General features: G+C 40.1%; 21 protein-coding genes, 1 rRNA gene and 1 pseudogene. 11 read left to right on the top strand and 12 right to left on the bottom strand.

Annotated elements, in window-relative coordinates; translation table 11 throughout:
• The first annotated feature begins 229 nt into the window (after positions 1-229).
• Positions 230-344 (top strand): 5S ribosomal RNA (gene rrf / locus A7967_RS11640).
• A 241-nt stretch (positions 345-585) separates the two neighbouring features.
• Here rrf and A7967_RS23715 read toward each other — a convergent pair.
• Positions 586-738, bottom strand: a pseudogene (locus tag A7967_RS23715) (transposase); the annotation flags it as partial.
• 557 nt (positions 739-1,295) lie between these two features.
• Between A7967_RS23715 and A7967_RS11650 the strand changes: the two are divergent.
• Positions 1,296-1,577: a hypothetical protein gene (locus tag A7967_RS11650; RefSeq protein WP_054206911.1), complete on the top strand. Its 282-nt coding sequence runs from the start codon at positions 1,296-1,298 to the stop codon at positions 1,575-1,577.
• 127 nt (positions 1,578-1,704) lie between these two features.
• On the opposite strand, the gene A7967_RS11655 is transcribed toward A7967_RS11650, so the two are convergent.
• Positions 1,705-3,327: an endonuclease gene (locus tag A7967_RS11655; protein ID WP_054206910.1), complete on the bottom strand. Its 1,623-nt coding sequence runs from the start codon at positions 3,325-3,327 to the stop codon at positions 1,705-1,707.
• Between the two features lie 409 nt (positions 3,328-3,736).
• Between A7967_RS11655 and A7967_RS11660 the strand changes: the two genes are divergently transcribed.
• From A7967_RS11660 to A7967_RS11680, 5 genes are all read left to right on the top strand, one after another.
• Positions 3,737-5,545: an assimilatory sulfite reductase (NADPH) flavoprotein subunit gene (locus A7967_RS11660; protein ID WP_054206909.1), complete on the top strand. Its 1,809-nt coding sequence runs from the start codon at positions 3,737-3,739 to the stop codon at positions 5,543-5,545.
• 64 nt (positions 5,546-5,609) lie between these two features.
• The gene (cysI, locus tag A7967_RS11665; protein ID WP_054206908.1) at positions 5,610-7,307 is read left to right on the top strand and encodes an assimilatory sulfite reductase (NADPH) hemoprotein subunit; all 1,698 of its coding nucleotides are present in this window, start codon (positions 5,610-5,612) and stop codon (positions 7,305-7,307) included.
• Between the two features lie 43 nt (positions 7,308-7,350).
• Positions 7,351-8,091, top strand: coding sequence for a phosphoadenylyl-sulfate reductase (locus tag A7967_RS11670; RefSeq protein WP_054206907.1), 741 nt, complete (start codon positions 7,351-7,353; stop codon positions 8,089-8,091).
• Between the two features lie 98 nt (positions 8,092-8,189).
• Positions 8,190-8,927 carry a substrate-binding periplasmic protein gene (locus A7967_RS11675; protein WP_082379081.1) on the top strand — a complete coding sequence of 246 codons (738 nt, stop codon included), beginning with the start codon at positions 8,190-8,192 and terminating at the stop codon, positions 8,925-8,927.
• A 43-nt stretch (positions 8,928-8,970) separates the two neighbouring features.
• Positions 8,971-9,501: a DUF4124 domain-containing protein gene (locus tag A7967_RS11680; RefSeq protein WP_054206905.1), complete on the top strand. Its 531-nt coding sequence runs from the start codon at positions 8,971-8,973 to the stop codon at positions 9,499-9,501.
• Between the two features lie 9 nt (positions 9,502-9,510).
• Here the strand turns inward: A7967_RS11680 and A7967_RS11685 are convergent, their stop codons facing one another.
• The 5 genes from A7967_RS11685 to A7967_RS11705 all read right to left on the bottom strand — a co-directional run bounded on the left by A7967_RS11685 (position 9,511) and on the right by A7967_RS11705 (position 14,705).
• Positions 9,511-10,329: a type 2 periplasmic-binding domain-containing protein gene (locus tag A7967_RS11685; RefSeq protein WP_054206904.1), complete on the bottom strand. Its 819-nt coding sequence runs from the start codon at positions 10,327-10,329 to the stop codon at positions 9,511-9,513.
• Positions 10,322-10,585 carry a hypothetical protein gene (locus A7967_RS11690; RefSeq protein WP_054206903.1) on the bottom strand — a complete coding sequence of 88 codons (264 nt, stop codon included), beginning with the start codon at positions 10,583-10,585 and terminating at the stop codon, positions 10,322-10,324. Before A7967_RS11690 ends, A7967_RS11685 begins: the two co-directional genes overlap by 8 nt.
• A 127-nt stretch (positions 10,586-10,712) precedes the next feature.
• Positions 10,713-13,460 (bottom strand): aconitate hydratase AcnA, encoded by a 2,748-nt coding sequence (gene acnA, locus A7967_RS11695; protein ID WP_054206902.1) that lies wholly within the window; start codon positions 13,458-13,460, stop codon positions 10,713-10,715.
• A gap of 367 nt (positions 13,461-13,827) precedes the next feature.
• Positions 13,828-14,247 carry a hypothetical protein gene (locus tag A7967_RS11700; RefSeq protein WP_054206901.1) on the bottom strand — a complete coding sequence of 140 codons (420 nt, stop codon included), beginning with the start codon at positions 14,245-14,247 and terminating at the stop codon, positions 13,828-13,830.
• A gap of 74 nt (positions 14,248-14,321) precedes the next feature.
• A complete protein-coding gene (locus A7967_RS11705) occupies positions 14,322-14,705 on the bottom strand; it encodes an RNA-binding S4 domain-containing protein (RefSeq protein WP_054206900.1) in 384 nt (127 codons plus the stop codon).
• 257 nt (positions 14,706-14,962) lie between these two features.
• Here A7967_RS11705 and A7967_RS11710 point away from each other — a divergent pair, with 257 nt between their 5' ends.
• Both A7967_RS11710 and A7967_RS11715 read left to right on the top strand, forming a co-directional pair.
• Complete coding sequence (locus A7967_RS11710; RefSeq protein ID WP_054206899.1) at positions 14,963-15,250, top strand: hypothetical protein; 288 nt, start codon at positions 14,963-14,965, stop codon at positions 15,248-15,250.
• 56 nt (positions 15,251-15,306) lie between these two features.
• Entirely contained in the window at positions 15,307-15,969 is a 663-nt protein-coding gene (locus A7967_RS11715; RefSeq protein ID WP_054206898.1) for a hypothetical protein, read from the top strand.
• On the opposite strand, the gene A7967_RS11720 is transcribed toward A7967_RS11715, so the two are convergent.
• Positions 15,966-16,940 carry an extracellular solute-binding protein gene (locus tag A7967_RS11720; protein WP_054206897.1) on the bottom strand — a complete coding sequence of 325 codons (975 nt, stop codon included), beginning with the start codon at positions 16,938-16,940 and terminating at the stop codon, positions 15,966-15,968. The genes A7967_RS11715 and A7967_RS11720 overlap by 4 nt on opposite strands.
• Positions 16,941-17,002: 62 nt before the next feature.
• Here A7967_RS11720 and A7967_RS11725 point away from each other — a divergent pair, with 62 nt between their 5' ends.
• Positions 17,003-19,705, top strand: a complete 2,703-nt coding sequence (locus tag A7967_RS11725) for a putative bifunctional diguanylate cyclase/phosphodiesterase (RefSeq protein ID WP_244507099.1) — start codon at positions 17,003-17,005, stop codon at positions 19,703-19,705.
• A gap of 79 nt (positions 19,706-19,784) precedes the next feature.
• A complete protein-coding gene (locus A7967_RS11730) occupies positions 19,785-20,588 on the top strand; it encodes an arylamine N-acetyltransferase family protein (RefSeq protein WP_054206896.1) in 804 nt (267 codons plus the stop codon).
• Here A7967_RS11730 and A7967_RS11735 read toward each other — a convergent pair.
• The 4 genes from A7967_RS11735 to A7967_RS11750 all read right to left on the bottom strand — a co-directional run bounded on the left by A7967_RS11735 (position 20,577) and on the right by A7967_RS11750 (position 24,135).
• The gene (locus A7967_RS11735; RefSeq protein ID WP_054206895.1) at positions 20,577-21,035 is read right to left on the bottom strand and encodes a cyclic nucleotide-binding domain-containing protein; all 459 of its coding nucleotides are present in this window, start codon (positions 21,033-21,035) and stop codon (positions 20,577-20,579) included. The two genes, A7967_RS11730 and A7967_RS11735, sit on opposite strands and share 12 nt — an antisense overlap.
• Before the next feature lie 20 nt (positions 21,036-21,055).
• Positions 21,056-22,444, bottom strand: a complete 1,389-nt coding sequence (gene ntrC / locus A7967_RS11740; RefSeq protein WP_054206894.1) for a nitrogen regulation protein NR(I) — start codon at positions 22,442-22,444, stop codon at positions 21,056-21,058.
• A 17-nt stretch (positions 22,445-22,461) separates the two neighbouring features.
• On the bottom strand, positions 22,462-23,532 hold the full coding sequence (glnL, locus tag A7967_RS11745) for a nitrogen regulation protein NR(II) (protein WP_054206893.1): 1,071 nt from the start codon (positions 23,530-23,532) through the stop codon (positions 22,462-22,464).
• A 90-nt stretch (positions 23,533-23,622) separates the two neighbouring features.
• A complete protein-coding gene (locus A7967_RS11750) occupies positions 23,623-24,135 on the bottom strand; it encodes a DUF4124 domain-containing protein (RefSeq protein ID WP_231659121.1) in 513 nt (170 codons plus the stop codon).
• Positions 24,136-24,198 lie beyond the last annotated feature (63 nt).

The raw sequence follows: 24,198 nt of genomic DNA on the forward strand, positions 1-24,198 counted from the left end.
GTTAAGCTAACTTGTACTAATTACCCGTGAGGCTTAACCATACAACGCCAAACGCGTTTTATGTGACTGTTTAAGCGCAGAAGTTAAGATTGTAGGTCGTGATTTATCGCGACAACTAAAGTAGATTTACTAACAGCTGTAAGCGATAAGCTTAAAGTTGTAAGAAGACAATTATCAGCATTTTCAAATTTTAGTTAGTGCGTAGAGATACGAACTGACACCCAATTTGCTTGGTGACAATAGCGTTTTGGACCCACCTGATCCCATGCCGAACTCAGTAGTGAAACGAAACAGCGCCGATGATAGTGTAGCATTTGTTATGTGAAAGTAGGTCATCGCCAGGCTCCAAATAAAGAAAGCCCGACTCATAGAGTCGGGCTTTTTTACGTCTGCAGGAAAGTGAAAAAGCGAGCAAGGTGGCCAATGTTGCTCAGGCGTTCATCTGAAAGCGATATACCCTCACATATCGGTTGTCGCGATAAATCACGACCTACATCTTACTGAGTTAATACCAATTTGCATAAAGATTAAGTCAATTTTATCCAGTCTCTCACTTTTAACCGTACCAGGAACTGAGGTGGATCCATTCCACGCTTGCGATACCTGTTCGATTATTTCTTCATAACCACTAAATACACGATTTGATAGACAGTGTTGCCGTAGCCAACTCCATACTTGCTCCATTGGGTTTAATTCTGGGGAGTAAGGTGGAAGCTTTATCAACGTTATATTATTAAATGGTTGTACAGTATCAATAAATAGTATGTCAACCAGCACCATCAACGATCACAACTACTGACGTCCCGGCTCTGTGGCTTTTGATATTAATTCAATTTATTGATACTGCCGCGTGCTGTATTTAGCCGCTTAGCAATATTCGTTCTGTCTTCGCCCTCAAAGAATAATGAAACATCAAGCAAGCGTATACGCTGGCATTACATTTATGTCACCACAAAGGAATGCTATTAATACGTTAAGATTATTATTTGTAAATCGCTGATTTTTTTGCTTATTTAAATTTGACTTTTACTTTGTGTTATTTAGCAGGGTCTTCTTTTGGGTTTATAATGGCTCTATCAGTGGTTAATAAGGAAAAATAAGTAATCATTTAAGTTATATACCATATCAAATTAATCAAGAAAGGAGGTGCTAACTAAAAATACCTCTAAGTTATCCAATCGTAATGTATCATTTCAATAGCCCACAAGCACAACTCTACTTCAAACAAAAATAAACAATACACGTCAAGGTAACCTTAATGTGGGTTCAGTTGTGCCTTTAAATAAGGAAAAATAATGGAAGAAAAGAATAATAAAAGTAATTATAAAGACTGTGTTTTCGTCACAATTAATACCTATAAGGAAAAACCAGAAGTAAAGCAAGAAAGTTCTGATTCAAGTGGTTTTCTTGGTGGATATGAGGTTTTTTTGTTCATTGTATTTGAACACATATTTGACTACATATTGGAATTAACATTCAATTGGGTTGGTTTTACTATCTTCCCTCATATAGTGAATTTCTTGATAATTAATATTCCTTTAGAGTATTTAGCAATTCTCCACAATCTGATTGTTTAATATGAAATGTTGGCACTTGTTAATAAAAAGTATCTAATTTTTATTGTAAAAATAATGTTACAAATTAGATGGTAGAAAGCCCTCGCAGTTAAGAGGGCTATTTCTTTCTAACCTAGCTTGAGTCTTTTTACCAAATCATCTCTACAAATTCAGGATGATCGACAAATGGATTGCGATTACCTTGATGCTCAAATGCGGCTTGGTTTCTATCTAGTTCAAGTTGACTGACAGGATCACTATTATGCCAATTAACCAACATAGTTACCGCCCAGTTTTCAAACACTTGGTTTGATGTGCCATTAAGTACTGCGTTGCTGTAAGTGGTGTTATTTTGCCAACTACCAATAACGTTCTCATAGCGTGTTGCCATGTAAAAGTAGGCGCGAGCAAAGTCACCTTTAAATTCATCAATTGGCTCAAATACAGTGCCTGAATAATTTAATGAACTTGAAGCGGTGCCAAGTTTGCTGCCATTGCTTGAGGTATATGTTGCGCTGCCTACATCACCAAATGGAAAGTTACTGCGTTTTGAATTAACGTAACCATCGGTTGCAAAAATATGATGTACATCTGAGTTCATAGGTTCAATTTTACCGCCAAACCAGCTCTTAGGAAAAGAGTGTTCTCGATTGTAGCAATCGCCTTCACTGCGATAAGTTCCGCATTGATTAGTCACTGCTACATAATTAAAGCTATCTTGCCCGGCTGGTTTTTCTGAATAGCGATCGAGAATTGAGTTGTCATTTTCAAAATACTTATCACGAGATGCGCTATCGTAAAAACTCCAAATGGCAGAATAACCCTGTGAGTTATGACCTTTAATAATATTATAAAGCTCAGTTTTTAAAGCGTAGCCTGTAAGTCCCTGTGTAGTCACATAATAGCCTGTAGGGTCAACGGGTGGGGTAACAGGATCGGTATTGCCTAATGTGAAAGGTGTAGCTTGTGAGTGCTCAAAGCTAGCGCCGTTGGCAAGGGCTGTTTGTCCTTGGTTTAATGTATAGCTGCCATTGCCAAATGAGCAGCAGATACCATCACCATAGCTGTCAAAAATACTAAAGGTGTAATCACCATCAATAAGGCAGGCTTGTTCGTTATAAGTTGTGTTGCCGGTATAACTGCTACCCGATGCAACCGTAATATTTTGGTGATTGGTAATTTGCCAGCTGGTTTCTTCGCCATAGTTATCGGTTGCGAGTGTTAAATCTACAGTGTTATCAGCACAGCCTGGCGGTGGGGGTGTAACCGTTGCGGTTGGTGTGAAGCTATCTACATACACAGTCTCATTGCCATCAAAGCCATTTACATCGTAAAAACGCAGTCCAACAGCAATAGTGGTGTTGCTCGAAGCGGTGTATTGATAACTTATTTCTTGCCATTGGTTTAATAGTGCCGGATTGGAATAGCTTTGATAACCGTTGGCGAATAGGCGTGCTTTAACACCTCCTTCAGTGTGGTAAACCCACGTTGAGAATAAATAACTTTGTCCCGCTTCTACGTTAACTTGCTGTAATAGATCAGTGCTACTTTGGCTGGCGGTTGTGACGACTACTTTAGCAGCTAATACTCCCGAATTAACTACTGAGCTATTCGCTGAAAGAGCAATGCCAGAATCAATTGTACTCCAACCTTCTGGTGCACCGTTTACCCAATTTTCAAAGCCACCATTAGTAATGGTGGCTGCGCTTGATAGTGAAGTACACAATAGTGTACTGGCTAGTATGTGCTTTTTATATGTCCCGTGTGACATGGTGTTTCCTTTTATTTTATTTTTATGTTCTATAACTGAACCAGAATAATATACCTTACAACTTCCATGTTGCATAATTGTTAATGTTCAGCTGTTTGCAAATATAAGTGATTTAATTATGAACTATTTTTGTTACCGCTTTATTTACTATTTATAAGTAAAAGCTTAAATTGCTCAAATTTTAGCTTTTAATCTGTTTTTGAAGGTATTTATATAAGTTCATAACTAAATGGAATAACAAAGCAGATTCTATTCTTTTTTTATTCGCCCATACCCCGTTATTCTTCACACTCAAAGAATCCTCTAAGGCTAGATTGTAGCCATAGAGTTGAGGCAAATTTTAGGCAAAGTGATTAACTTAAATAGTGTCATTTCGCAGATAACTTTCAGGGTTACGGGGAATCAATTCATGTTGTTAGGTCAACTTAATGCGCTAGCAAGTCCGCTATCGCAAGAGCAAGTACAAAAGCTGCAAGGTTTAGTGGCTGAGCTTAATCCAATTCAGCAAGCTTGGGTAAGTGGTTACCTTGCTGCGAATGCCAATACGGCCAACTTAGGTGGTGTTGTAGGTGCTGCGCCAAGTGCAGGTGAGGCGGCAGCGTTGACCATTTTATATGGCTCGCAAACTGGTAACTCAAAAGGCGTTGCAACTAAGCTCAAAGAACAGGCTGAATCACGTGGTTTAGCCGTGAAACTAGTAAGCATGTCTGATTACAAACCAACAGCCCTGAAAAAAGAAAAATTCCTTACGGTCGTGGTTTCAACTTACGGTGAAGGTGAGCCGCCAGAAGATGCGGAAACATTGCATGAATTTTTAGCAACCAAAAAAGCACCTAAGCTTGATGGTGTTAAAATAGCGGTTATTGGTTTAGGCGATTCAAGCTATGAGTTCTTCTGCCAAACGGCAAAAGATTTTGAAGAGCGTTTAAATAAATTAGGTGCAGAGACTATTTATCAGCGCGCTGATTTAGATGTTGATTATGATGATGAAGCGGCAACGTGGATCACGGGTGCACTTGATGCGTTTGAACCTGATTTAAAAGCACAGCAAGGTGCAACTGGTGGGCAAGTGGTTTCATTTGGTGCACCAGCAATTGCTGCCAGCCAATATACCAAGCAAAACCCATTTGCGGCAGAGCTGAGTTTAGTACAAAAGATTACTGGCCGTGATTCAACCAAAGATGTTCGTCACGTTGAAATTTCATTAGAAGGCTCAGATATTACCTATACGCCGGGTGACTCACTAGGTGTTTACTTCCTAAATGATGAAGCATTAGTTGATGAAGTGCTGACACTGACTCAAATTGATGGCGCAACGAGCGTAAAGTTAGGCGATGTTGAATTAAGTGTTCGTGATGCATTAATCGAGAAACTTGAGCTCACTCAGTCATACCCTGGCTTTGTTGAAAAATATGCAATCGCGACAGGTACGCCTGAGTTATTAAAGCTAGTTGAAGATAAAGCGGCAATGCGTGAATACATTGAACCTCGTCAAATCTTCGACGTGATCCGTCAAAATCCAGCTGTGCTTGAAGCGCAAACATTAGTTGATTGCCTGCGTAAGTTACAAGCGCGTTTGTATTCAATTGCATCAAGCCAAGCTGAAGTAGAAGACGAAGTGCACTTAACGATTGGCCTTGTTGAATTTGATGCATTTGGTAGCGAGCATTTAGGTGGTTGTTCTGGTTATTTAGCACGTCGTGCTGAAGAAGGCTGTAAAGTTAAAGTATTCAGCGAGCATAATGATAACTTCCGCCTACCAGCGAATGATGAAACACCGGTGATCATGGTAGGCCCAGGTACCGGTATTGCGCCGTTTCGTGCATTTTTACAAGAGCGTGATGCCCGTGAAGCATCAGGTAAAAACTGGTTGTTCTTTGGTAACCCACACTTTACGCAAGATTTCTTATATCAAGTAGAAATTCAAGGTTACTTAAAATCTGGTCTATTAAGCCAAGTTGATGTGGCGTTTAGCCGCGATCAAGCTGAGAAAGTCTATGTACAAGATAAGCTACGTAGTAACAGCAAAGCCGTATTTGAATGGCTAGAAGCCGGCGCGCACTTTTATATCTGTGGTGATGCAAACCGCATGGCGAAAGATGTTCATCAAGCCTTAGTTGATATCATCAAAGAAAATAGTGGCAAAAACGATGAAGACGCTGAACAGTATTTAAAAGATTTACGTAGCGCCAACCGCTATCAGAAAGACGTTTATTAAAGTTAAACGTTGCTTACTTTGTTAAAAGTTAACAGCCGTCACTGTAACTAATTTAGGATTTACCATGAGCGAACAAGATAAAAACGTAAAGCTTTCTGATAACGAGCGTTTGAAAAGAGAAAGTAACTTTTTACGCGGCACGATTGAGCAAGATTTACAAAATGAGATCACCGGTGGCTTTACTGCTGATAACTTTCAGTTAATCCGCTTCCACGGTATGTATCAACAAGACGACCGTGATATTCGTGGTGAGCGCGCCAAGCAAAAGCTTGAGCCACTTCATAACGTAATGCTACGAGCACGTATGCCGGGCGGTATTATTCAGCCAGCACAATGGCTAGCGATTGATAAATTTGCCGATGACAAAACCAGCTACGGCAGTATTCGTTTAACGACCCGTCAAACATTCCAGTTTCACGGTGTATTAAAGCCAAATATTAAAGGCATGCACCAAATGCTTGATAGCGTGGGCATTGACTCAATCGCTACAGCTGGGGACGTTAACCGTAATGTACTGTGTACAACTAATCCAGTTGAGTCTGAGCTTCATCAAGAGGCGTACGATTGGGCTGCGAAAATTTCTGAACATTTATTACCAAAAACTAAAGCCTATGCTGAAATTTGGTTAAATGGCGAAAAAGCACAGACCACAGAAGAGCCAATTTTGGGGTCTAATTATTTACCACGTAAGTTTAAAACTACGGTAACCATTCCGCCAAATAACGAAGTGGATGTGCATGCGAATGACTTAAACTTTGTAGCAATTGCTGATAACGGCAAGCTAGTTGGTTTTAACGTTTTAGTGGGCGGTGGCCTTGCTATGACTCATGGCGATACTGCAACGTACCCACGCAAAGCCGATGACTTTGGCTTTATCGCGTTAGAAGATACGCTAAAAATTGCTGAGCATGTGGTATCTGTTCAGCGTGATTGGGGTAACCGCTCAAACCGTAAAAATGCAAAAACTAAATACACGCTAGACCGTGTAGGGTCTGATGTATTTAAGGCCGAAGTTGAAGCGCGTTCAGGTGTTAAATTTGCACCGAGTCGCCCGTTTGAGTTTACTCATCGAGGGGATCGCATTGGTTGGGTTGAAGGTATTGATGGTAAGCATCACTTAACATTATTTATTCAAAGTGGTCGTATTTTAGATTACCCAGGTAAACCACTTAAAACAGGTTGTCGTAAAATTGCAGAAGTTCACCAAGGTGATATGCGTATGACGGCAAATCAAAATTTGATCATTGCCGGTGTGCCAGCAGATCAAAAAGCAGTGATTGAAGAAATTGCCCGTAACCATGGTTTGATTGACGACAAAGATTCAGAGCAGCGTAAAAATTCAATGGCATGCGTGGCACTGCCAACATGCCCATTAGCGATGGCAGAAGCTGAACGTTACTTACCAAGTTTAATTGAAAAAACCGAAGCGTTACTTGCTAAGCATGGTATTCCTGATGACAGCATCATTATGCGTGTTGTTGGTTGCCCAAATGGCTGTGGCCGCGCAATGCTTGCAGAAGCAGGTTTAGTTGGTAAAGGCCCAGGTAAATACAATGTGTACTTAGGTGGTAACCTTGAAGGCACACGTATTCCTAAGTTGTATTTAGAAAATGTCGGTGAAGATGTATATCTAGAAGCCTTTGATAAATTAATAGGTCAATGGGCGAGTGAACGTAATGACGGCGAATGTTTTGGTGATTTTGTGATCCGCAAAGGCATAGTCGCTGAAGTTAAAGTCTCAGTCACCGACTTTTACGCATAATTTAAAGCCGATGCAACACATCGGCTAAGGTTTGGAATTTACTATGAGTGAATTTAAAAACATTTTAAAGCTTGATAAAGAAAGCCAAGCAGCGATGCTGGCTGACGCAAATGGCATGCTTAAAGAGCTAACTGCTGAGCAGCGTGTAGCGTGGGCACTTGAAAATTTGCCTGACACACAATTTTTATCATCAAGCTTTGGTATTCAAGCCGCTGTGATGTTGCATTTAGTAACCTCGCAAAAGCCAGATATTCCCGTGGTTCTTACTGATACTGGTTATTTATTTCCAGAGACCTATCAGTTTATTGAGCAATTAACCGAGCGTTTATCACTGAATTTAAAAGTGTATAAATCGCACCTTAGCCCAGCATGGCAAGAGGCTAAATTCGGTAAGCTATGGGAGCAAGGTGAAGCGGGTATTAAGCAATATAATCAGCTTAATAAAGTTGAGCCAATGACTCGCGCATTAAAAGATATTGACGCAGGCACATGGTTTAGCGGCTTACGTCGTGATCAAGCATCATCGCGCGCTGATAAGCAAGTGATTGAAATTAGCCGTGGCACAGTGAAAGTTTATCCTATTATTGAATGGTCAAACCGTGATGTGTATCAGTACCTAACTAAGCACGGTTTATCGTATCACCCATTATGGGAGCAAGGTTATGTGTCGATGGGAGATGTGCATACTACACGTAAGTTAGAGCCGGGTATGACTGAAGAAGAAACGCGTTTCTTTGGCTTAAATCGCGAATGTGGTCTACATATTGACGGCGATGGAATTTAATTCTTTTTAATTAGTATTATTTTAAAAACGCAGCACACGCTGCGTTTTTTTGTAAATGTAGTATGCTTAATAACCAGTTTGTTATGTGAATCGCATTTATGAAACAATTCTGTCTGCTTTTTTTCTTACTTATGTCAGCTTCTGCAGTTGCGGATAGTTTTCGTATTGCATTGCCTGATGAAGACTACCCGCCCTATCATTTTGTGGACACGCAGCATAAAGGTATTTTAAACGAGCTTCTGGTTCTTTTTTCAGAGGCTTCAGAGGTAGATATTGAGTATATATTTGCACCGGAAAAACGATCTGCGAAGATGTTACAGCAAGGCTATGTTGATGCGCGGATGGAATCAGAGGTTTGGCTTATCGGTGATGAATCTTATTATTGGAGCCAAGAAATAGCGATAGTCGAAGACGTACTGGTAGTGTCTCATGGCACTAAGCTAATTGACTTTAAAGAGTTGAATAGTTTAAAAGACGGGATATTACTAGGGCGGTTTGGTTATGTTTATCCAAAATATGAATTACTAGTGAATAGTAACGTACTGCATCGTGAGAACTTTTATTCAGATCTAGATATACTGCAAAGTCTCTATAGTGATACACCTATGAGTAAGCGCTTTACCATTATGTCGAGAGATGTGGTGAATTGGTATATCAAAAAACACCCGCACCTATCGCAATTAGTTATAAGTGATTTCAATGTTGGTAAAGCACCACTTCAGTTGCAATTTTCATACACTCCAAAGGGAAGAAAGCTTGTTCGAGAGTTTAATCTTTTTTTAAAAGAGCTGAAAGAAAGTAAAGAGCTTGCTAGTATAATTAGCCGCTACCAGTAAAGGTAGTTTATGAATGGCTTACTTTTAACCCAAAGGATTGATTATGAAATATTTTGCGTACTTAGCAACAATGATCTTGCTAATTAGCATTACAGCCTTATTTTACTTACAGCGCCCAGATGGTGAAACGTGGTTAAATAGTGAAGATATCGGCAGTACATCGAACAATATTAAAGAGCAAATGGTCGCTTTGTCGAGCGGAGCTTTAGATCATGCGGTTGATGCTGTAGTAAAAACAAGTAATCAGGTTGTAGAAAAAATATCAGGTGATAGCACTGAAAAAGTCACTACAATTTACAAATGGCAAGATAAAAGAGGTCAATGGCATTACTCTGATCAACCAAACCCTGATGGTAAAAGTGAGCGATTAGTACTCGATCCTAAAGATATTACAGTCATTGCAGCCGAAGACACATCAATATTAAAAGGGAGTGCAAAAGCTGGTAATTTAACTCTTCCTAAAAGCTCAAATAGTGTTTATGACCCGGTGGTAATTAAAAAGTTATTCGATGATGCAGAGCAAATAAAGACAAAGTTAGAGCAACGCACTCAAGCTTTAGAGTCGAATAATTAAGCCTATAGTCTAGGGTTGGAGTGAGGCTGTATTGTTAGCAAAAAACTGATGATCGACGCTAGGAAGATTATACTGAGTTAACCATTGTTGGGTTAATTTATCCAATTCCCCTGAGTGCATCATTCTCATTAGAGCATCATCAAATTCATCTCTAAGGGCTGATTGTTGAAATACAATATATGAGCCGTCATAGTTTAAAATATCGCGATAAATAAATTGCTTAGGGCTTAATTGGGTTAAGTGTGCTGTATTCCAATGAAACATAAGGTAATCACCTATACGTACATCAATACGATTAGTGTGCAGCTGTTTGTTAAGTGCTTGTTGGTTACCAATCTCTGAGTAATTTATGTTTTTTTGCTGCGTTAGTTTACGGTAATCATTACCAAATAATTGTGACGCACCAATAAAGCTCGCTACAGTGAGATCTTTTAAATCGCTTAAGTTGGTTATGTTTTCCGCCCATTCGGATGAGTGCATAATCACTCTATTCATAAACTTGATTCTAAACCGTGAAGGAAATGCTCCTTTGGGTGGCTGAGCTGTGTAGTTAATGGCAATATCTGCGACTTGATTATCAAAATAACGTTGAATTGCATCGTTATTTAACGGGATGATTTTTAGCTTGGTATAACCTTGCTTATTAAGAACGTCTACGACGACATTATCAAAGAAACCATTACCGATGATTTCATTTTGAATGAAATAAGGGGCGAAGTTTCCAGAAGCGATTGTTAGCTTTTCATGGGCAGCAATGGTATTGGATGAGATCCCCAGCAGTAATAGACTAATAACTGAGGTGTTTTTAATAAGTCGAAATTTACTCATCTGTAGCATGCTTACTCGTGGGTGCATGTGTTTGGTGTTCAGTTTCTAACTTCATTAGTATGATGGTGAGATAGATTTTTGTTGGTAGAGAAAATAAAACCCCTACCGCAATGCAAATTGCACTAATCATAATGCCGCGGATACTATTTTGTTCGCCAAAAATGTCAGATGTTAATAAATAATGCCCAGCTAAAATAAGGCATATGCCAAGTACGATAAACACCTTAAGTACTTGTATCGTTTTTTGCTCTGTCATACTCGATGCATACCATTGATAACGTGAATTAAGTGTAGCTAATAATTTGTAGGCTGACTTGTTTTACATCAAAGAAATAATAAAGGGCTAAGCAGTCAAGCACTGCAAAGCCCAGTCATCAAAGTGTTTAGTTACTGAGCATATTACGCAGTACATATTGTAAAATGCCGCCGTGTTTGTAGTAATCCCACTCTTTGGGAGTATCAATACGTACATCGGCGCTAAAACTGACTTTTTTACCTTCGTTATTAGTGGCAATCACACACACTTCTTTAGTTTTATCGAACAGGTCTTCAATATCAAACTGCTCTTGACCTGTTAAACCTAAAGACTCGTGACTTTCTCCTGCTTTAAATTGCAGTGGTAGTACACCCATACCAATTAAATTAGAGCGATGAATACGTTCATAACTTTGCGCAATAACGGCTTTAATACCAAGTAATAACGAGCCTTTTGCTGCCCAATCACGCGATGAACCAGTACCATATTCAGCCCCCGCTAGCACAACTAATGGCACACCTTGTTGTTGATAAGCCATAGCCGCATCGTAAATACTGGCTAATTCATCATCGGGTTGAGTACGAGTTACCCCGCCTTCAGTACCTGGAGCAAGTAAGTTTTTTAATCGAACATTGGCAAAGGTGCCGCGCATCATCACTTCATGGTTACCACGGCGAGATCCGTAGGAGTTGAATTGTGATTTTTCTACGCCATTTTCTTGCAAGTATTCGCCCGCAGGTGCGCTTGCTTTAATTGCGCCAGCAGGGGATATATGATCCGTGGTGACGGAATCGCCAAGTTTAGCTAAACAGCGAGCGCCGCTAATTGCAGGGATACCAGGAGGCTCAATGCTCATACCATCAAAAAATGGTGCTTTTTTAATGTAGGTTGAGGCGTCATTCCAGTCATACAATTTGCCATCTGGAATTTTTATCTGCTGCCAACGATCATCCCCTTTATAAACATTGCCGTAGCTGGTAGCGAACATTTCTTTAGTGACGGTTTTTTTCACGAGTTCATTTACTTCGCTGACGCTAGGCCAAATATTTTTAAGATAAATATCGTTACCATTAGCATCTTGCGCTAATGGTTCGTTATACACATCAATATCTGTGCGTCCTGCAATTGCATAAGCGACGACCAGTGGCGGCGACGCCAAAAAGTTCATTTTCACATCTTGGTGAATACGCCCTTCAAAGTTACGGTTACCTGATAAAATAGAACTCACTACTAATTTATGTTGCTGAATTGCTTCACTGATTTCATCTGCAAGCGGGCCTGAATTACCAATACAAGTAGTACAACCGTAACCAACAAGGTTGAAGCCTAGTGCATCTAAGTCATCCATTAGATCTGCATTTTTGAGATAATCAGTTACCACTTGTGAGCCTGGTGCGAGCGATGTTTTAACCCATGGTTTAACATTAATACCTAGTTGACGGGCTTTTTTAGCAACTAAACCGGCAGCTAAAATAACACTTGGATTTGAGGTGTTAGTACAGCTGGTAATAGCAGCAATAACACAAGCGCCGTCTTTAAGTTCAAATTCTTGGCCTTTAAAGTTTACCTTTGCAGCGCCCATAAATTGTGCTTCGTTGATTGGCTCGTCAGGATTCGTTGTTGGACCTTCATCTTCAATACGAGCTTGTTGTTCATCACTATTATCGCGTTTAGCAAGACGTTCATCTTGAAAACCTTTTAAATGCTTACCAATAATATCGCCAGCTTGATCGAGAGCAATTCTGTCTTGGGGACGTTTTGGTCCTGCAAGGCTAGGCACTACATCATTTAATGAGAGCTCTAATGTATCGGTGTAATTGGCTTCATCGCCATCGTTACGCCATAGACCTTGGTGTTTTGCATAATCTTCAATCAGCTTGAGTTGAGTTTCGTCGCGATTGGTTAAACGTAAGTAATTTATGGTTTCATCATCGATAGGGAAAATACCACAGGTTGCGCCGTATTCGGGGGCCATATTAGCTATGGTTGCACGATCAGCCAGTGGTAAATCAGCAAGCCCATCGCCATAAAACTCAACAAACTTACCTACCACCCCATGCTTGCGCAGTATTTCAGTTACCGTGAGTACTAAATCGGTAGCTGTGGTGCCTTCAGGTAAGCGGCCATTGAGTTTCATACCAACGACTTGCGGGATAAGTAAGCTAATTGGTTGTCCAAGCATTGCGGCTTCGGCTTCGATACCACCTACGCCCCAACCAAGTACACCTAAACCATTGATCATAGTAGTATGCGAATCAGTGCCGACTAATGTATCAGGATAAGCAAAGCGTTGACCATTGCGCTCTTCGTTAAATACCACACGAGCGAGATATTCTAAATTTACTTGATGAACAATACCGGTGGCAGGTGGCACGACCTTTAAGTTATCAAAGGCGGTTTGACCCCAACGTAAAAATTCATAGCGTTCTTTATTGCGTTCATACTCAAGTTTGGCATTTAAATCAAAAGAGCCATCTTCGCCGTAACCATCTACCTGTACTGAATGGTCAATTACCAGCTCTGCAGGTGAGAGTGGGTTTATTTTAGCTGGATCGCCACCGAGTCTTTCCATAGCATCACGCATTGCGGCTAAATCAACAATTGCAGGTACGCCGGTAAAATCTTGCATGACTACGCGAGCAGGCGTAAATGCAACCTCAGCGCTGGGCTTGGCTTGTGAATCCCAATTTAGAAGTGCTTTAATATCTTGTTTTTTAATATTAACGCCGTCTTCATTACGCAGTAAGTTTTCGAGTAGTATTTTTAGTGAGAATGGTAGTCGCTTAGCCTGATCGCCTAAACCTTGCAGTGAGTGAATATGAAATTGTTCGCCATTGATTGTGAGTTGTTTTTGGGTGTCAAAACTATTGTTCATTATGTGCCCCTTAATTAGATGAATATCCTTAAATAGTACTTATACCAATCGACTTAAATATTTAACCATTCTAGCGGGCTAAATAAAGCCCTAACTGCGTTATAAATTTTTCATTTAGAACAACTACATGTCAAAATTTCTGCCGTATTTCGCTATAAGTGGTCAGTAACTTAACACGATTGGTATTAAGTGTTATGAGCGTAACCTTTGATTGATTAATTGATTAATTGATTAATTGATTAAAATGCAAAGTGCATACCAGTCTATTTTTGTATTATTTTTATACAAGCAAGTATAGTAGAGATGATGCCGAAAATTGATATTTCAAGCATGAGTGATCAAACCAAGGCGTGCCTCTTAGGCTACTTTATTGTAGCCAAGCTTGTTGTTTGCCTGTGTGGCTCAGCAGTAGCAAAGTAATGGCAATAACGATTACAAATAGTGGCATAAATACGGCGCTGGCACCGAGCAATTCAATACTGTTAATAACGATGAAGTTATAAAACTGTTGAATAAAAATTGCAATAAGTGAAAGTGCAAAAACGTCTCGTGCAATGGCTTTTCTTAGTAATAATAAAATGCAGCCTAGTGCGCCGCCAAATACGGCTACCGCAAAGGCAATCGTTGACCAAAGGGGAATGTTTGAGTAAGCAGCTTGTTGTTCTATAGGTAGTTTACTGATCATATCAGGGGTCATAAATAGCTGCATAATAAACGCAATTACCCCGAGTAAGTTCCAAGCAAGGGCGGCCCAAGCTACGGATTTTAACCAGTCTGGAGGGGTCATAAATTACCTTTTTAATCATTATTCAAAAAGGTAATTTAAGTCGATTACGGCTACTTTTACAAGTCTGGAGTCGATTAACCAAATGAAATAGGACGGCGGCCTGTTTTTTCATCAACCTTTGGTTTTTTAACACGTTTACGTTTGGCTTTTGCGGGGGCATTAGCTGCTTGCTCAGTGTTCTTTTGTGGCTCAGGCTGTGTTGATGAAGCAGAGCGCTCAGCTGGGATTGCCGTTTCACTTAATGTCAGTTGAAAGTGCTCACCATCAAATTCAAGGATGTCGCCACTGTATAATTTTTTCCGCTTGATTGTACAAATTTCATGGTTAACGCCCACGTAGCCCTCAGTGATGAGATTTTTGGCTTGGCCGCCACCTTCGACTAAATCAAGAACTTTTAAGAGTTTACATAGCTCAATTGGCTCTTCTTCTAATTCAATTTCAATATATTCTTGGTTCATGTTCGATCTCATTAAGGTAGGGCACAGCCTATAGTATAAAGGCTTAGTGTGATTTTTGCATCTAGCTGTCTCAAGTCAGCGAAGCATTAAATAAAATTAATGTGCAACTTTTTAGTGTTTTTCTCTGTCTTTAAGAAAACGGTAGTATTTCACGCGTAGTATCCGCTCGAACAGCTGGCCTGCAATTTGCTATTCGAGTCGAATTCGATATTTAGTTGGCCATTTAATTACAAATGCCGCAGTACTGGAGATTTAAAATGGGCGTTAGATCAGCCATGAAAAAAGAGCTAATGGGCTTGGAAGGTTCGGGATTTATGACCGCTGACGATGTACGATCTGAACTTAGCAAAATTGTAAAAAAAGTGCCTGATAGATCAGATCGTGGTTTTTCTTTAATTTCGCGTTTTAACGACAATCACAGTCAATTGAGTTGCGGTGAAAATAGCAAAGAAAAGCTACTTGAATTTCAGCGGCATCGTTTATTTAAAGACGTTTTGTATACGCGTAAAAGTGTTGATGCGTGGCTTGATAGCCAAGTAAATTAGGTTGCTATAAAAGAGAAACTCAAGTAGACTACATTCGTAATCTATTTGAGGTGACTATGAAAAATGGAATTTTAATCGCCATGCTGTTATTACTAACAGCGTGTCAACAACCGACTGTTTATGTATATACGCAAGGCTTAACTGCAATACAAAAGCAGCAACTGACACAGCAATTACAACTACAGACATTACCTTATCAATTTACCCAATTGCCTATACCGAAAGAGTTTACTGCGGCTACATTGCTCACCTCACAAGATAAATTACTCACACATGAAACACAGTCACTTGCTGATATTATGCAGTTGATGGGCTACCAACCACAGCTAAATTATGTATCAGTGGCAAACCATCATTATAGCGATGGTAACATTGGTTTTTACCTACGAGGCGAGCACATTGAGCCGGGCTTTAATATGCCCAAATTAATGCGTACAACTAACTGCTACGAAGACAGATACAACGATTTACAAGTGACATTTCACGAAAACGTGGTCGCGTTTACATTATTAAATGGTACTCGTGCTCAGTTAGAGTGGGGGCGTTATGAGGACTATGTAATCATCAATTATAGAGGTACTTCGCAGTCATACACGCATTCAACCCCTTTGGTCGCCACACCTTTTGGGGAAAAACCCTCAGATACATTTCGCTATACTGCGCATGTTGGGAGTCCACAATGGCTAAATTGTTCATTACAGATTGTTTATATGGATTAAGGACTGATTGCTTTAGCTTGATCTAATAAACCTATGCTGCGTTTAACGCCTTCGAGCGCAGGTTTAAACTCACTGTTTTTAATTACGCTGGTGACCGGGTATTCAGCCAGCAAACTGGCATACATTTTTTGTGCGCTGTCACTTATTAGGTATTCAATAAAGCGATTTGCATTATCAGCGTTTGGCGCATATTTGGCGATAGCCACAGTGGTTGTTGATATAGGTGTTAACCCTTGCTGATTTTTAAGCCAGTTGATAGAGAGTTTGCTGGCCATATCGCGATCGCGCTTATTCTGAGAGTTTTGTAACATTGCTAAATAGTAATGATTGGCGAAAGCAAACTGGCATTTTCCCTGCGCTAATGACCTTAGCTGATCTCTATCAGAGCCGCTGGGGCGTTTTACCAATAACTTATTTGCGTGTTGTATCCAAGCTGAGTCTTGGTTGTTATTACTGGCAAGTAGACCAGCAAACAAGGTTTGATTATAACTGTGCTGCCAGTCCCGTACGCAAAATGTTTCTTGGTATTGTGGTTGTTGTAAATCGCCATAGTAGATTGGTGTAGGCACGTGTGTTGTATCGCTGGTAAATAATGCCCGTCCTCGTATTGATACACTTAACCACAGATTATTAGTATCTCGCAGCTGGGTAGGTACATTGATCAGCTGTGCAAAATCGTTGAAAGGTTGTAAAAGGTGGCGATGATTATGCAATTGGGCCAAATCAGCGCTCAGCACTATATCAGCTAAGCTTTGGGCACCATCATTGTTTAAACGACGCAATAGTTCTTGAGATTTACCATTGACTAAATTAACTTTGATTTTAGTGGTTTGTTCAAAATCGTTAAGTAAAGGTGCAATGAGCTCCTGCTTTCGAAAAGAGTAAATGTTAATTTCGCTTTGATTAGCGAACGTAAAATCAGCACTTAGTACCGAAAATAGAAATAAAAGGTAAAGTTTACTTTTAATCATCGCAAATAAGAATTATTATCGTATTCAATTAGTGTACATAATCTAAATGATAAGTCTATATTGTGAAATTAAATATTTTGAAACAGCCTATGCAAATAGGTTACTTACTTTTCGCTTTGTATTTTTTCATGATGCTTTATGTTGGTTCTATATTGCATAGCTACTACCAAAATGAAACGCGGCAAACATTAGAAAAGCAATTAACCACCCATGAGCAGCTTTTAAAGACTAAGTTGTTACATATCTCGCATTTACTTTACTCAATTGACGCCTATCAGCAACTCAATGGATATGAACCTGAATTATTTTTACAACTGGCACAATCACAACTGCAGGGCATTGATGTTCCATTGCGGTTGGAGTCGTATGCGTTAATTAAGCCACAACAACAGCAAGTTTTAACGCAGGCGCTTAAAAAGGCTGGGCATTTTGATTTTAAAATTAAAGGTGTAGAAGCAAATGCCGAGCATATGCTCGTTATAAACCGCGCCGCACCAGTGGCAGAGTATGGCCATACAGTTGGAGAAAGTGTGGCACTTAATAACGCACATGTTGCGCGCTTGCAAGCGAGTAACCAGTTGTATCTTCTCGTCTGGCCAAACCGTGAGAACAAATGGAGTATTTTGATCGAGCAAGGCGATGTAGATGGTTTTAGACACGTACTAGGGATTAGTTTTTTACTTGATAATCTACTCGATAGTCTTTTTTCAGATGTGTATTTGAGAACAGAGCAGCATTTACAAGTCGCTGTCGCAGACCGTTTGATTTTTAGCTCTGATTGGAAAAATACGTTTTCGTTATCTGAGTTGGCAGCTGGCGCGAGTAGTGAGGTAAATTTTTTTGGTGAGCCTATTAAGCTTACTTTATATAGCAAAGAGCAATTGTCACATTCATTACTCGATGACAGTATTTGTTTGATTATAGCGTTTGAAGTGATTGCACTACTTTGTGGTTTAATGGTGTTACTCCATGTAAGGGCGTTGCTTAATCGTAATGAGCTAGTGAACAAAACAGTGGTTGAGCGTACTGCATGTTTGGCAAAAACGAATCAGCAATTAGAGCGGGAATCCAGTCAGCGGCTTATTGCATTACAGCAGCAACTAGCGGCAGAAAAAAAATATAAAAGTGTGTTTTTAAATAGCCACGAAGGGCTGTTTGTACTAAATGAACATGGCTATATATTGGAGGCTAATCCGGCCTTCCAGCGACTATTATTAAGTAATCATAAGCAATCAACATCAATACGTTTTAGTCAACTAATGGCTGATGAACATTCTCAGCAACAGTGGCTGTTGTATTTACAACAGCAAAGTAATCATCAAGAATTTGAGTGGTTAGGGGTGAATGGTCAAGGCAAGTCGTTGTGGCTAAGGCAAACAGGTAATTGGGCAACACATGATGGGAATCGTCGTTATGAGGGGCGTTTGATTGATATCACTCAGCACACCTTGTTTCATGAGCAATTAAAGTATAAAGCACAGCATGATGGGCTGACCAATTTACTGAACAGGCAAACATTCTTAGATGCGCTTGAAGTAAAAAGAAAAGCCACCCAAGATGATTTTATTTTACTGTATATCGATCTCGATAGATTTAAATTAATTAATGATACTTTAGGGCATATAGCTGGCGATAAACTCCTTATTGAATTTGCCGCCCGAATGCAAATATTAATGGGTTTTTGTAGCTCAATAGCTCGATTAGGCGGGGATGAGTTTGCTATTTTAATTAAAACGCACAAGCTACTACAACCGCTCGAAGGGGTAATGGAGGATTTGCTGGGTGAGATCCGTAGGCCATTTACCTATCAACGGCAGCAATACACGGTGAGTGGCAGTGTTGGCGTGCGACCATTTAAAGCACCCTGTAATGAGTGCACGGCGGAAAAGCTATTGCATGATGCAGATGTTGCTATGTATGAAGCAAAGCGACGCGGTAAAAATGGTTATTATATTTATAGTGATAGTATTGCTGATGAGGTATCACGTAAATTGCAAGTTGAAAAAATGCTGCATGAATCCTCTGTGAGTGATGAGTTAGCATTGCACCTGCAGCCTATGTTTTGTAACCAAGGCCGTAAACTAAACGGTTTTGAAGCGCTATTACGCTGGTATAGCCCAACTTTAGGTCACGTGAGTCCTGCTGAATTTATTCCAATCGCTGAAGAGTGCGGGAAAATAGTTCAACTAGGTCAGTGGGTATTTGAGCGCGCTCTAAGTTTTATTGAGTCACTATCAGGAAATGAAGTATTTATAAGTATTAATGTTTCGCCTATTCAGCTACATAGTCAAGGGTTTTTAGATTGGTTGGAATCACGAATGCAACGGAGCTCTATCAGCTGTCGACAAATAAAAATAGAATTAACAGAGTCGGCAATGATGGCAGAAGAAGACAGTTTAATAGAGCCATTGCTGCGCTTGCATTCGTTAGGGTTTGGTATTTACATTGATGATTTTGGCACAGGCTATAGCAGTTTATCTCGGTTGACATGTTTGCCCGTGACAGGATTGAAGATAGATCGCTCGTTTATTAATGATTTAGAGCACCGTAAAGATTCTTTGCAATTAGTGGAGGCAATTTGTGCGATCGCAAAAAGCTTTAATTTAACAGTAACTGCAGAGGGCATTGAAACTGACAATCAACTTGAAAAAATATCTAAGCTATATTGCCACTACACGCAAGGGTACTTAATGAGCCGACCATTGTCAGAACAATATGCCGAGCAATTATATAACGAGAACTACGCATGTTTGAATATTGCATAAAAGTATTGACCTCAACTTAGCTTGAGGTTTTAAGATGTGTGCATACTCTAGATACCCTATATACCTTAAAGGACTAACTATGCCCACTTATATAAAAAACTACCTTGCGACACTATTAGTTAACACGCATGCTCAGCTTGATTTAGATTTAGTCTCACACATGCAAGCCGCGCATTTAGCGCAATACAGCTTTAGCAGCATCAATGCACTACAAGATAAAGTGCTAAGTTTAGAGCCTAAAATATTGTTTGAGCGTTTGATAGAGCAGCGCGAGGGCGGATATTGCTTTGAGCACAATAAAATTTTTCACCTTGCACTAGAGGCGCTTGGTTTTGATGTAAAAATACTTATTGGCCGTGTAATGCTCAATGGCCAAACACAAAACCCACGCTCACATCGTCTCATTCTGCTCACCTTGGATAACAAGCAATATTTAATTGATGTTGGCTTTGGTGTTAGTACACCAATTATACCGCTGCCTATTGATAAATCAGGGTTGCATCAGCAAGGGGTGAATACATACCAAGTAAAACGTACTGATAATTTCATTGAAGTTAAGCAAACTCAGCCAGAGCTCAAATATATTTATCGTATTGAGCTCGGTGAATTTTATGAAAGTGATTGTGAGATTGCTCACTTTTATAGTCATCAACATCAAAGTGCCGCATTTGTAAATAACTTAGTTGTATCGCGTATAGCCGACTCAGAGCGCTTTCTAATTCGTAACAATCAGTATTTTTATTGGAATGAAAAGAACAAGCACAGCACCGAATTAGCCATTACAAGTTCAGCGCAATTGTATCAGTTGATTACAGAGGTATTTAAAATTCAGGTACCTGAGACATTCGTTGAGAAGCTGTTTAAATGCAAATTAGCCGCGTGATTCAAGGTAGTCATTTAATTTTGTAATGCGTTCACTCATGCCTTCAATAATACGATCTTTAATTTTTTCGCGGATCACATTAGGTAAGCGAGTCAGTGCTTCAGGTGTAATAGCAAGCACGATAGTGTCGCTTTTGGCGCGTGCACTGGTGCTACGCTCTCGGTTGTTAATAAATGCGCCTTCACCAATAAATTCACCAGGCTCAATTGTGCCTAAGTCAAGTAAGTGGCTGTGTTTATAGACAACAATGGCACCGCTGAGAACAATGTATAAGCGTTTGTCGTTATCAAACTGCTTAAATAAAAAACGGCTTTGGCTAATTAAATATAATTGACTGAATGATTCAAGCAAAACTTGTCGTTCGTTGAGTGAGAACTCTCTAAAAAAATTCAGTCTATTAATAATTTCCATCTGTTTTATGAGAGGAATGTGCTCGATTAACTTCATCAAAAACCAATATTGTCATTTTATGAATTAATATTGCGCTCTTTTAATTTTCTGGTCAATGTATTACGACCCCAGCCAATTTTTACTGCTGCTTCTTGTTTGTGTCCAGCGCAGTTGGCTAGTGCCGTTTTAATCAAGCGGGTTTCTAATTGAGCTTGTACGTTAGGCCAAATATTCTCTTTACCTTGTTTAAGCTCTTGATTCAGCCATTGCTGAAATGCATCGAGCCAGTCACCTTCTTGTTGCGACGCCTCTACTTCGAGAATCTCAGGAGGTAAATCTTGCTCACTGACTAATTCACCCGGTGCCATAACGGTTAGCCAGCGGCAAGTATTCTCTAATTGACGAACATTTCCGGGCCAGTTGAATAAGCGCAGTTGATCGGTTGCTTTTGGGCTAAGAATTTTGCTTTCTACTTGCAAGTCTTTGGCGCTTTTATGCAAAAAGTGTTGCGCTAAGCGTTCTATATCTTCGGTGCGTTCACGTAGCGCGGGAAGGCGTAACCTGACGACGTTTAAACGGTGAAATAAATCATCTCTAAACTTACCCTGCTTAACGAGATCTTCAAGGTTTTGATGTGTTGCAGCAATAATACGCACATCCACTTTAATACTTTGATGCCCACCAACACGGTAAAATTCACCATCTGCTAATACGCGTAATAAGCGTGTTTGCACATCCAATGGCATGTCACCGATTTCATCTAAAAATAAGGTGCCGCCATTAGCCTGTTCAAAACGGCCTTTACGTACGCTATCAGCACCTGTAAATGCACCTTTTTCGTGCCCAAAGAGCTCTGACTCAACCAGTTCCTTAGGAATGGCGGCCATGTTTAAAGCAATAAATTGATTTTCTTTTCGTGGGCTATGGTTATGCAAAGCACTGGCGACAAGCTCTTTGCCTGTACCAGACTCACCATTAATGAGCACACTCATGCTTGATGCCGATAGTTTACCTATAGCACGAAACACCTCCTGCATAGCGGGGGCCTCACCAATAATGTGCGCACTTTTGGGGGGAGCTTGCTTACGCTTGGTCTTTTTTGTCGCATTCGCACGGCACGCACTTTCAACAAGGCTGACGGCTTCATTTAAATCAAATGGTTTGGCTAAGTATTCAAAAGCACCTTTTTGAAACGCATTGACTGCTGAATCTAAATCTGAATGCGCAGTCATGATAATAACTGGCAGCCCTGGGTTTTGCTCTGCTATTAGTTCTAACAGTGCCATACCGTCCATTCCGGGCATACGTACGTCAGAAATAAGCACAGTCGGTTGGCTAAATTTAAGTGCAGTGAGGACATCTTGTGCATTAGAAAAGCTTTCAGCGTTAAATCCTGCACGGGTGAGGGCTTTTTCAAGTACGAAACGAATTGATGCATCATCATCTACAAGCCAAACTGTTTTCATAGGTGCTCCAAAACCGCTTAATCTACAAACGGCAGATATATATTAAATTCTGTATGACCAGGCCAGCTATCACACTCGATGTAGCCATTGTGTTGGTCGATCAAGGTTTGCGCTATCGAAAGGCCTAGGCCAGAACCACCTTCTTTATTCGTGATCATGGGGTAGAATAGCGTTTCTTTAATGCTAGGATCTATACCTGGTCCATTGTCTGAAATTTGTATCTGCAAGGCCTTTTTAGGGGGTTTTCCGGGGCGTCGTTGGCGCTGGTTGATGCGTGTTTTAATTTTGATTACACCACCATTCACTAATGCTTGCTGCGCATTACGTACGATATTGAGCACAACTTGCTGAATTTTACCTTGGTCAATAAACACATCGGGTATACTCGGGTCGTAATCTTTTTCTAAACTGATGTTGGCACAGTTGTCGAGAGTACTTAACCTGATAACCGACTCCAAGGTTTGGTGAATATTACCGTATGATTTTTGCGGTAATTGATTCGGCCCTAGTAATCTATCAACCAGTTCTCGCAAGCGATCTGCTTGCTCAATAATTAGCTCAGCGCATTCATCCCGTTCTTGCTGATCAACCTCATACTGCAATAATTGCGCCGCTCCACGAATACCACCTAAAGGATTTTTTATTTCGTGCGCAAGCCCCCTAATTAGGTTGCGTGCAGCTTGATATTGGTGCATTTGATTTGAAGCTTGATCGTGGCGGATTTCATCATCCGTTTGCCGACATTCGAGCAAAATATAATAGGCATTTTCCAGCATAACGCGTCGTGCACTAATCGCTAATTTAGCATGGCGAGAATCAACGAAAACTACGTCAGCTCTGTGCTGGTGGCAATCTACACCATCAATTAAAGCGTATTGCGCTATTCGTTTTAAATCAATTGAGTGGTAACTAAATAGGCTATCGAAAGATTGTTTTAAAATACGTTTAGGGCCTAAGCCTAATAGCTCACTCGCACTGTCATTGGCGTACACAAGGGTAAAACGTTCATCAAGTAAAATAACGGCCGTAGTCAGATTTTGCCAAATACTTGCGAGGAGTTCGGGGCGGAAAATATTATTGTTGGGCATGGTTGCACCATTTTAGTGCGTTGATGATATTTAGCAGCTTATCACAGAGTTACGTACAAGAAATGTGTCGTGGTAGAAAAAACACTATTCTTACAAAGACGATGCCCTATGCATAAAAAAAGTGCTGCTTTCACTAACCGAGACCACAGAACCTTCGGAGTTAAATAGTTTCAATTGCAATGTGTGCTCACCGCGGTTTACATCACGAAGTGCAAAAGTACCCGTGTTGCTCGGCTTAGCGAATGCGACACCATCAACGAGTAATTGAATTTTAAAACCGCTCTCAAAGCGTGGAACTATTCTACTAGTAACGTAAACAGACCCTGTATTTTCACGGACAGTTTCTTCATTAGTGGGTGAAGCAATAACAATTTTAAAGTTGACCACCGCAGCGGGCTTGTCTTCATTTAACACGGTAATATCAACAGCGGGCATAGATAAATTTTGGCTTGATAATTTAATTTCTTGGGCTCCTGCTCTAGGGCTGTCAGAAAATACCAGTACGCCATGTTTGTCTTTCCACGAGTAGATTTTTTTGTCACCGCCGTAGCTGTTAATACTAACTAAAGACATGCTTAAAAGTAATAAAATTGTTTTTTTCACTGTACAGTCCTGCATTTTTTGCACTAATTAAACTGTAGTGGATAATGACCAAATTTACCATAA

The sequence above is a fragment of the Pseudoalteromonas neustonica genome, from assembly GCF_001653135.1.
In the GTDB taxonomy this organism is placed as follows: Bacteria; Pseudomonadota; Gammaproteobacteria; order Enterobacterales; family Alteromonadaceae; genus Pseudoalteromonas; species Pseudoalteromonas neustonica.

Coding starts and splice junctions, on each gene's coding strand:
- A7967_RS11650 (WP_054206911.1), top strand. CDS start 1,296: ATGGAAGAAAAGAATAATAAAAGTAATTATAAAGACTGTGTTTTCGTC.
- A7967_RS11655 (WP_054206910.1), bottom strand. CDS start 3,327: ATGTCACACGGGACATATAAAAAGCACATACTAGCCAGTACACTATTG.
- A7967_RS11660 (WP_054206909.1), top strand. CDS start 3,737: ATGTTGTTAGGTCAACTTAATGCGCTAGCAAGTCCGCTATCGCAAGAG.
- cysI (WP_054206908.1), top strand. CDS start 5,610: ATGAGCGAACAAGATAAAAACGTAAAGCTTTCTGATAACGAGCGTTTG.
- A7967_RS11670 (WP_054206907.1), top strand. CDS start 7,351: ATGAGTGAATTTAAAAACATTTTAAAGCTTGATAAAGAAAGCCAAGCA.
- A7967_RS11675 (WP_082379081.1), top strand. CDS start 8,190: ATGAAACAATTCTGTCTGCTTTTTTTCTTACTTATGTCAGCTTCTGCA.
- A7967_RS11680 (WP_054206905.1), top strand. CDS start 8,971: ATGAAATATTTTGCGTACTTAGCAACAATGATCTTGCTAATTAGCATT.
- A7967_RS11685 (WP_054206904.1), bottom strand. CDS start 10,329: ATGAGTAAATTTCGACTTATTAAAAACACCTCAGTTATTAGTCTATTA.
- A7967_RS11690 (WP_054206903.1), bottom strand. CDS start 10,585: ATGACAGAGCAAAAAACGATACAAGTACTTAAGGTGTTTATCGTACTT.
- acnA (WP_054206902.1), bottom strand. CDS start 13,460: ATGAACAATAGTTTTGACACCCAAAAACAACTCACAATCAATGGCGAA.
- A7967_RS11700 (WP_054206901.1), bottom strand. CDS start 14,247: ATGACCCCTCCAGACTGGTTAAAATCCGTAGCTTGGGCCGCCCTTGCT.
- A7967_RS11705 (WP_054206900.1), bottom strand. CDS start 14,705: ATGAACCAAGAATATATTGAAATTGAATTAGAAGAAGAGCCAATTGAG.
- A7967_RS11710 (WP_054206899.1), top strand. CDS start 14,963: ATGGGCGTTAGATCAGCCATGAAAAAAGAGCTAATGGGCTTGGAAGGT.
- A7967_RS11715 (WP_054206898.1), top strand. CDS start 15,307: ATGAAAAATGGAATTTTAATCGCCATGCTGTTATTACTAACAGCGTGT.
- A7967_RS11720 (WP_054206897.1), bottom strand. CDS start 16,940: ATGATTAAAAGTAAACTTTACCTTTTATTTCTATTTTCGGTACTAAGT.
- A7967_RS11730 (WP_054206896.1), top strand. CDS start 19,785: ATGCCCACTTATATAAAAAACTACCTTGCGACACTATTAGTTAACACG.
- A7967_RS11735 (WP_054206895.1), bottom strand. CDS start 21,035: ATGAAGTTAATCGAGCACATTCCTCTCATAAAACAGATGGAAATTATT.
- ntrC (WP_054206894.1), bottom strand. CDS start 22,444: ATGAAAACAGTTTGGCTTGTAGATGATGATGCATCAATTCGTTTCGTA.
- glnL (WP_054206893.1), bottom strand. CDS start 23,532: ATGCCCAACAATAATATTTTCCGCCCCGAACTCCTCGCAAGTATTTGG.